General features: G+C 68.5%; 8 protein-coding genes and 1 pseudogene. 5 read left to right on the top strand and 4 right to left on the bottom strand.

The window, feature by feature from the left end:
- Positions 1-139: 139 nt before the first annotated feature.
- Positions 140-310: a hydrophobic protein gene (locus tag ACZ5K7_RS46540; RefSeq protein WP_164369086.1), complete on the bottom strand. Its 171-nt coding sequence runs from the start codon at positions 308-310 to the stop codon at positions 140-142.
- Positions 311-493: 183 nt separating this feature from the next.
- On the opposite strand from ACZ5K7_RS46540, the gene ACZ5K7_RS46535 reads away from it, so the two are divergent.
- On the top strand, positions 494-670 hold the full coding sequence (locus ACZ5K7_RS46535) for a CsbD family protein (protein WP_351712835.1): 177 nt from the start codon (positions 494-496) through the stop codon (positions 668-670).
- A 1,019-nt stretch (positions 671-1,689) separates the two neighbouring features.
- On the opposite strand, the pseudogene ACZ5K7_RS46530 reads toward ACZ5K7_RS46535, so the two are convergent.
- The 3 genes and pseudogenes from ACZ5K7_RS46530 to ACZ5K7_RS46520 form a co-directional block, all read right to left on the bottom strand.
- Positions 1,690-2,103: pseudogene (locus ACZ5K7_RS46530) on the bottom strand (Tn3 family transposase); the annotation flags it as partial.
- A gap of 13 nt (positions 2,104-2,116) precedes the next feature.
- Complete coding sequence (locus tag ACZ5K7_RS46525; protein ID WP_468924374.1) at positions 2,117-3,187, bottom strand: terpene synthase family protein; 1,071 nt, start codon at positions 3,185-3,187, stop codon at positions 2,117-2,119.
- Between the two features lie 167 nt (positions 3,188-3,354).
- Positions 3,355-4,422, bottom strand: a complete 1,068-nt coding sequence (locus ACZ5K7_RS46520) for a polyprenyl synthetase family protein (RefSeq protein ID WP_468924371.1) — start codon at positions 4,420-4,422, stop codon at positions 3,355-3,357.
- A 282-nt stretch (positions 4,423-4,704) separates the two neighbouring features.
- On the opposite strand from ACZ5K7_RS46520, the gene ACZ5K7_RS46515 reads away from it, so the two are divergent.
- The 4 genes from ACZ5K7_RS46515 to ACZ5K7_RS46500 all read left to right on the top strand — a co-directional run bounded on the left by ACZ5K7_RS46515 (position 4,705) and on the right by ACZ5K7_RS46500 (position 7,429).
- Positions 4,705-4,941 (top strand): transposase, encoded by a 237-nt coding sequence (locus ACZ5K7_RS46515; protein WP_468924368.1) that lies wholly within the window; start codon positions 4,705-4,707, stop codon positions 4,939-4,941.
- Positions 4,938-5,435, top strand: a complete 498-nt coding sequence (locus ACZ5K7_RS46510; protein WP_468924365.1) for a transposase — start codon at positions 4,938-4,940, stop codon at positions 5,433-5,435. The genes ACZ5K7_RS46515 and ACZ5K7_RS46510 overlap by 4 nt, the downstream gene beginning before the upstream one ends.
- Positions 5,432-5,773 (top strand): hypothetical protein, encoded by a 342-nt coding sequence (locus ACZ5K7_RS46505; RefSeq protein ID WP_468924362.1) that lies wholly within the window; start codon positions 5,432-5,434, stop codon positions 5,771-5,773. The genes ACZ5K7_RS46510 and ACZ5K7_RS46505 overlap by 4 nt, the downstream gene beginning before the upstream one ends.
- Before the next feature lie 282 nt (positions 5,774-6,055).
- A complete protein-coding gene (locus ACZ5K7_RS46500) occupies positions 6,056-7,429 on the top strand; it encodes an MFS transporter (RefSeq protein WP_468924359.1) in 1,374 nt (457 codons plus the stop codon).
- The last annotated feature ends 4 nt before the right edge of the window (positions 7,430-7,433 follow it).

Here is a 7,433-nt window from a genome sequence, read left to right as displayed (position 1 = left end):
TTTTTTTTTTTTTCCCCCCCCCCCCCCCCCCAAAAACCCCCCCCCCCCCCCCCCCCCCCCCCCCCACCCCCACCTCCCCCCCCCCCCCCCCCCTCCCCCCCCCCCCCCCACCCCTGGTGAATGTGCTGCTAGAGACTGTCTACCAGCGGTACCAGCGGCCGCGCTTGCCACCGCTGGCGGTAGGACGGATCACGAACCCGAGGACCCACACGATCAGCACGATGACAGCGATCCACCACAGGGCCTTGAGTGCGAAACCGGCGCCGAAGAGGATCAGAGCGAGAAGAAGAACAAGCAGAACGGGAACCATAGTTATCAACCTCCGAGCCATCGTGTGTCCCGCGAATCGATCTCCACTCCTACGGATCTTATATAGTTTTTATAACGCCGGTGGCTGCGACTGATTGTGCCGCGGGCCGTCAGGTTTGGAAATGCTGCCAGGGGTGACTCGGAGGGCGTACGTGAATTCCGAGCAAGGCAGGAGTGAGTGGCTGTGGCTGCGGACGAGAAGGCTCAGGCCAAGGGCGAGCAGGCCGAGGGCAAAGTCAAGAAGGGCGTCGGCGGCGCTGTCGGCAACGAGTCCCTGAAGGCCGAGGGCAAGGCCGAGGAGTCCAAGGGCGACCTGCGCGCGGCCAAGGAGAAGGCCAAGGACGCGATCAGGCCCAAGTAGGCCGCACCACTTCGGATCCCGGGCGTCGGTAGGCGCCCGGGATCTGTGCTGTCTCGCACCTTTCCGGACGGATCCCGCTGCATGCAGCCCGCTCTGACCTACCAGGCTCACGGCCAGGGCCCTCTCGCTGATGACCACGTTCACTTCAACACAGCCGTCGGCGCGTACGAGGTCGTAGCCCTAGCTGATCAGTGCTGCGCCGTCGCGGCAGGGGGGTGCCCGTTCTGGGCCTCCTCGAAATAAACTGCCGCGTCTCCCTCCGACACCACGACGACGGCGCCCACCTGCACCACTGCTTGGCCACCCGCGAGTTGGGCATTGGCTTCACCTGACCGGCTGGCAGCCGAACCGGACACGGCCTTGGCCCTGCCCCGCCAGGAGACAGGACAGGCCAAGGATGGGTGAAGCGGCGCGAAGAGCTCCAAGCCCCATCACGTTCCTGACGCACTCCGCACGCGGATCGGACGGCGCTCCCGGCGGCCTGCCCGGCCGGTTGCAGATCGACGCGCCGGTGTGCTGGAACTTCGTGGTGAACTGGTGTTCGGGGCCGGCACTCTTGCCGAAACGTCTTGGCGCCTTCCGCGATGAGTAGCGGTGTACGGACCTGGTCTACCCGGCTGATCGGTGAGCGGGCCAGCATGTCGGCCTCCTGCTGCGGATCCGCGGGGTCGCCGACCCAGCGGAACCAGTTGGCGGCAAGGGCCGGCCGGACGAATTCCGGCTGGTTGCGCAGGAAGTTGGCCAGGTCAGAGACCCCGAAGATGTCTACCGCGGCGGCGAGGACCGGCCCCCGCCGACGGGTCAGGCGCGGCGGGAGCGGGTGAAGCCGTCCACCGGCAGCAGGTCGCCACAGGGCCCGGACACCGCGTATTCCCGGCCGTCTTCACCAGCAGGTGCACCGGCCCAGCGGCCGGACCTTCGTGCGGGCCATGGTGTCCTCTTGTCTTACCGGTCCCGGGTATCTGCGCGGGACCTCCGCTTCGAAAACGAACGGCCCGACAGGTCGGGTGCGTCGCCCATCACTCCTCGTCTTCGCCGTCCTCGACGGCATCCGGGTCCCGCAGCGGGCGCAGGCCCTGGCCGGGGCCGCTGGCCTTGATGTCGAACAGGTAGCGGCCCAGGAAGTTGATGTGCCGGTCCTTGAGCGGAGAGAGGCGGGCGACGTCCTCGTCCTTGATGTCGTGGCCCTCGGCGCGGAGCTGGGCGACGGCGGCGTCCAGGTAGCGGGTGTTCCACAGGACGACGGCGTTGAGGACGAGGCCGAGGGCGGCGAGCTGGTCCTCCTGGCCCTCGCGGTACGCCTGGCGGATCTGGCCGCGGCCGCCGTGGCAGATCGCGCAGGCGAGGCGGTGGCGGGACTCCTGCACGGTGAGCTGCCGGTTCATCAGCCGGCGGTAGGTGTCGTCGACCGGGTCGACCAGCGCAAGCAGGTGTCACCTGAGCGGGCTAACGGTCACCACGGGAGGAGGTCCCCCACCACCAGGCGATGGTCGGGTAAGGGAGTGGTGCGGTGCTGGGGTCGCTGGGCTTGTCCACCCGCGTGACGGTGTGAGGAGAGTCGGGGAGTAGATAGCGGCCGGTTGTCATGGCGAAGTTGATGTTTCCGCTGGCCATGCGGTCGAGCCCGGTCAGGTAGCGGCCGAGGTCGTCGTCGCCGTCCGCGAGGAGTTCCTCGCGTAGCTGGAGGTACAGGGCCATCATGCGGTCGCGGATGGCGACGGCCTTGATGACGGCTTGCTCGAAGGTGTAGTCGGGATGGTCGTGGCGGATCGCGTCGAACAGGCTGAGCTTTTTGACCGGGAGATCACGCTCCCGGAGATAGGAGTAGCGATCGTTGTCCAGGACGCTGGCGAGCATGCTGGCCTCGGCAGCCGCGCGGACGGCGGGACGGAGCCATTGCTGCTCGCTGAGTTCAATGCCCTCCGCCGCGTCCATGCAGGCGGCTGCAGCATTTGCCCCACCGGACCCGATACGCATGGCCAGGAAGTCGTTGACCGAGAGATCGGCACCCCTTTCCAAAAGGCTGGCCTCCCACGCCATGTGGTAGAGCCACTGGCACTGGCCCGCAGCGAAACGCTCCCATTGCACTGGGGTCAACAGACTCCGCATACGCAGGCACACGTCACGGATGGCGATGTCGGCGGGGGCGGTGGCATCCGGCCAAGAGTTCGGTGAACGGAAGGTGCGCTCCCAGCGGGCCAGCGAAGCTACGACATCAGAGGTCGGTCGACCCGAGCCAGCGAACTCGCTGGGGAACCAGGCCCACGCGTTGTAGTCGGAGAATGCCTGCCCGATCTCTATGGGCGCATGCGGAAGCGCGTGCGCGGTGAAGTCAGCTCCGGTCTGGGCGAGCATCGTGGTTAGCCGGGTGTTGCCAGCGCCGAGATCGAACTGCCGCGCCCATGCGTGCGTGCGTGCTCGCAGGTGCTCCGCGTTGGGGTGGACCTCTGCAATGAGCGGGCTGTAGAAGGCCAGGAGCTTGGCGAATGCGCTGTCCGGCGCTTCGGGGTTCGTCACGGTGCTCTCCTCGCGTGTGTCTCTTGGGCCGCGGGGTTTCCAGGTCAGACTTCTGGGAGTTGTCGGCGAGGCGCCGTCGAGGTTGGTCGGGCCGGGAGGCCCAGCGCCCGGAGCCCGTGAACGCGCGGGCGAGTCGGTCAGGGCGGTGGCGGGCAGCGTGCCCACACTCATGCCGGTGCCCGCCGGGTCGTCTCGCTCGGGGGCCGGGTCAGGAGCGAGAGGGCGTGGGTGTGCGCGGTGGCGGGGAGTTGGGAGATGGCATCGCGCGCAAGTTGAGCGTGGTGGTCGGCCATCGCGTGTGAGGCTTCGAGGGCGCCCGTCTCGTCCAGAAGGGCTCGCATCCGGCGCAGTGCAGTTTGTGGGTCGGCTTCGTTGAGCAGGGTGTGGCGCAGGGCGGCGCGGCCGGCGGGGCCGGCTCGCTGGTGGGCGAGTAGAACGGGCAGGGTGGCGTAGTGGTTGCGCAGGTCGCTGTCGGCGGGTTTGCCCGTCAGGCCAGCGATGGCGGGGTCATAGGGCAGGAGGTCGTCGCGGATCTGGAAGGCGATGCCGAGGTGGTCACCGAAGGCGCCGAGCAGGTCCGTGGTGGGAATGTCGCCTCCGCCGAGGATGGAGCCGATGCGGCAGGCCGCCTGCATGAGTGCGGCGGTCTTGTCCCGGGCCATCGCCAGGTAGTCGTCGACGGAGCGGTCCAGGCCGCCTCTCATCGCCAGCTCGTCGAAGGCGCCCCGGCAGATCGTTACCCCGGCGCCCACCTGCACCGCCAGGGCGCGCGCGATGCGGTCGGTGGGCACTCCGCGGTCGGCGCACTCGGCGAGCGCCGCGAACCAGGAGAAGTACAGGGCGTTGCCGGCGACGATGGCCTGCGCGGGTCCGAAAGCAGCATGCACGGCTGCTCGGCCGCGCCGCTGGGTGTCGCGGTCGATGATGTCGTCGTGCATCAGACTGCCGACGTGTGCACCCTCGATCCCGGCGGCAGCCGGCAGTACGGAGCTCAGTTCCCCGCCCACCGTCAGTGCCGCATGCACTACCAGCAACGGCCGTAAGAGCTTGCCCGGTGGGATCATCGCGTACCGGTGCACCGCGTCCAACCCCGTCATGCCGTCCGGCCATCGGCGAGCGAACTCGGCTTCCAGCCAATCGAGGATCTCGATGGGGTTCCCCGATGAACCGGGAGCCCATTGCACCGCGGACTGCGCGGGTATCGGTACAGCGCGCTGGCTTGGCAGTTCGGTCATGTGCGGGCCCCTTGTCAGCCGTCTTCATGAACGTTTCCGCGTGCTGGGCTAACACCAACAGGTCTATGGCCCGAGCCGGAACGGCTCGCAGCGGCATCATCGGAGCACGGATCCGCCCCGCCCCAGGGGCCCGTGCTTCCGTCTCCGTCCTTCAAACGGTTTCTCACCCGCTGGTGGTGTGTCCGGGACGTGGTCGGTGACAAGTAACCACGCCGGAGGCGGGACCCCTGCTCCCCGCACCCGCGGGGATGTTCCTCCCAGCCCAACGAGGGCCAGTACGCGATGCGGGAAATCGTCAACGCGATCCTGTACCAGGCCCGCACCGGCTGTCAGTGGCGCCATCTGCCGCACGACCTGCCGCCGAAGAGCGCGGTGTACTACTACTTCGCTCTGTGGCGGGATGACGGCACCGCCGAGACCGTCCACGACCTGCTGCGCTGGCAGGCCCGCGTGATACGCAAGCTGCACGAGGATCCCACCGCCGTCGTCCTGGACTCGCAGACGGACGGGTCTCGGTGAACGCGCCGAAGGACACGACCGGGCTGGATCCGGGCAAGAAGAGCCCGGGCCGCAAGCGAGCCATCGCCACCGACGTCCTGGGCCTGATCATCGCCGTGGTCGTGACCGCCGCGAGCGTGCACGACAACACCATCGGCATCGCCCTGCTGGACAAGGTCGCCGCCAGCGCACCCACGGTGACCAAGAGCTGGGTGGATGCCAGGTTCAAGCAGGCCGTGGTCGAGCACGGCGCCCGCCACGGCATGGACGTGGAGATCGTCCAACGTGGGCCAGCGGCAAGAGGGTTCACCCCGGAACCGAAGAGATGGGTGGTGGAGCAGACATTCGGCACCCTCATGCTCCACCGCAGACTCGTGCGGGACTACGAAACACGGCCGGCAAGCTCGGTCGCGATGATCCACCGGTCCATGAGCGACGTCATGCTCCGCCGACTCACCCGCACCGCCACCCCGACCCGGCGCGAGGCAGCCCAGGCGAGCGGGAGTACCCGGTGAGACAGCTCCTGGACAAGCTCGAGACCCGACAGCGGCTGGTGCGCGAGAACGTCGGACGGCTGCGTGAGCAGATTACCGAACTCACCGAACAACTCGCCTCCGCCGAGCGCACCTTGGAACGGCTGGAGATCACCCGCGAGACCATTCTGGAACTGGCCACCGAGGACGGAACCGCTGCCCCCGAGCCGCTGCCGGCGGGCTACCGCGAGATGCAGACGAAGAATCTGCTGGGACGAACGCGCACCGCGCCCAGGCGCAGCACCTTGCCCATGCCCACGGCGGCTGAGCGACAAGGCCTCGGTCTCTCAGCCCGGTCACCTGCCACGCAACGACTCTGAGCCGATCAATCCCAGATGCCCGAGTTCAACGGAGCGCAGTCAGCACCAACCCAGCACGGGAGTCAGCACCGCACCGTCAAATCACCCCGAACTGTGCGTCCCGGACAGCACTCGTTTCGACCATCTTCGAACCTATGAACCGCCCTTCCGTGAGCCGGCATGGTGGCCGCACGCATAGCCAACCATCGAACTATGTTGCCCCACCACATGTGCCCCTGACCTGCATCTTCCTACCGTGTGCGACACCTACCCGTCCCCACCGCACACAAGGAAGTGGCGCACATGGCATCCCAGGCACCCTCCGCTCCCCCACCATCCGCCCACCTCCCCCGCATCGTCGCCGCCAGTCTCATCGGCACCACCATCGAGTGGTACGACTTCTTCCTGTACGGCTCTGCGGCCGCCCTCGTTTTCAACAAGCTGTTCTTTCCCGGCTCCGACCCGCTCGTCGGCACGCTGCTGTCGTTCCTGACCTACGCCGTCGGGTTCGCCGCCCGGCCGCTCGGGGCGCTGGTGTTCGGACACTACGGGGACCGTCTGGGGCGCAAGCGGCTGCTGGTGCTGAGTCTGCTGCTGATGGGTGGTGCGACCTTCGCCATCGGACTGCTGCCGACGCATGCGACGGTCGGCAGCGCCGCGCCCGTCCTGCTGACCCTCCTGCGGCTGGTGCAGGGGTTCGCGCTCGGCGGTGAGTGGGGCGGCGCCGTCCTGCTGGTGTCCGAGCACGGGGACGCGCGCCGACGCGGGTTCTGGGCGTCGTGGCCGCAGACCGGGGCGCCGGCGGGGCAGTTGCTCGCGACCGGTGTGCTGTCGCTGCTCACCGCCCTGCTGTCGGACGACGCCTTCGTGAGCTGGGGCTGGCGGATCCCGTTCCTGCTCTCCGGTGTCCTGGTCGTCGTCGGTCTGTGGGTGCGCCTCTCCGTCGACGAATCGCCCGTGTTCCGGGAGGCGTTGGCACGATCCGAGGCCCGGCGGCGTGCCGGGGCACCCGAACAGCCGCCGATCGTCTCGGTGTTGCGGCACCACTGGCGGGATGTGCTGGTGGCGATGGGCGCCCGGATGGCGGAGAACATCAGTTACTACGTCATCACCGCCTTCATCCTCGTGTACGCCACCACGTCCGCCGATGTCTCCAAGCAGACCGCCCTGAACGCCGTGCTCATCGGCTCCGCGGTGCACTTCGCCGTGATCCCGGCGTGGGGCGCGCTGTCCGACCGGGTCGGACGGCGGCCCGTCTATCTGCTGGGCGCGGCCGGGATCGGGTTGTGGATGTTCCCGTTCTTCGCCCTGGTCGACACCGGGCGGTTCGGATACCTGGTGCTGGCGGTGACCGTCGGTCTGGTGCTGCACGGCGCCATGTACGCGCCCCAGGCCGCCTTCTTCTCCGAGATGTTCGCGACCCGGATGCGCTACTCCGGCGCCTCCGTCGGCGCCCAGTTCGCCTCCGTCGCCGCCGGGGCACCGGCGCCGCTGATCGCCACCGCGCTCCTGTCCGCCTACGGCAGCTCGACTCCGATCGCCCTGTATGTCATCGCGGCCTGCCTGCTCACCCTGGTCGCGGTGGCCGCGGCGAAGGAGACCCGGCGGCGGGACCTGGCCGACGACGGCACCGGGACCGTCACGGCGAGCAGCAGGGCCGACGCACACACCGGGTGAGCGC

It is taken from the genome of Streptomyces sp. NPDC031497 (assembly GCF_055580905.1).
The sequence above is the reverse complement of the archived record's forward strand: the minus strand, read 5'-3'. Positions and strand labels throughout refer to the sequence as shown.